The sequence below is a fragment of the Pandoraea cepalis genome (genome assembly GCF_902459665.1).
GTDB classification, from domain to species: Bacteria; Pseudomonadota; Gammaproteobacteria; order Burkholderiales; family Burkholderiaceae; genus Pandoraea; species Pandoraea cepalis.
The window spans coordinates 1-676 of record NZ_CABPSL010000055.1 but is presented as its reverse complement, the minus strand read 5'-3'; the positions used below and the strand labels follow the sequence as shown (position 1 = coordinate 676).

The window sequence follows — 676 nt, the reverse complement described above, 5'->3', positions numbered from 1 at the left end:
GAAGTGATCGCGGTGTCGGCGGGCGTGGCGCAAGCGCAGGAGACGCTGCGCACGGCGCTGGCGATCGGCGCGGACCGCGCGATCCTGATCGAGTCGGACGACGAGCTGCAACCGTTGGCGGTGGCCAAGTTGCTCAAGGCTGTCGTGGACAAGGAACAGCCGCAACTGGTGATCCTGGGCAAGCAGGCCATCGACGACGACTCCAATCAAACCGGACAGATGCTCGCGGCGCTGGCGAAGCTGCCGCAGGCGACGTTCGCCTCGAAGGTGACGGTGGCGGACAACCGTGCGCAAGTCACGCGCGAAGTGGATGGCGGTCTGGAGACGGTGTCGCTGTCGCTGCCGGCGGTGATCACGACGGACCTGCGCCTGAACGAGCCGCGTTACGTGACGCTGCCCAACATCATGAAGGCGAAGAAGAAGCCGCTGGAGACGGTCAAGCCGGCGGATCTGGGGGTGGACGTGAGCCCGCGCCTGAAGACGCTCAAGGTGGTGGAGCCGCCCAAGCGCAGCGCGGGGGTGAAGGTGGCGGACGTGGCAGCGCTCGTCGAGAAGCTGAAGCTTGAGGCCAAGGTCATCTAAGGGGAGACGACGAGATGAGCATTCTTGTAATTGCCGAACACGACAATCAATCGATCAAGGCTGCGACCCTGAACACGGTGGCCGCCGCGCTGCA

At 64.9% G+C, this 676-nt stretch carries 1 protein-coding gene; it reads left to right on the top strand.

Annotated elements, in window-relative coordinates; translation table 11 throughout:
- Positions 1-582: electron transfer flavoprotein subunit beta/FixA family protein (locus PCE31106_RS23905; protein ID WP_150564902.1), on the top strand; the 582-nt coding region annotated here is incomplete at its 5' end.
- Between the last annotated feature and the right edge of the window lie 94 nt (positions 583-676).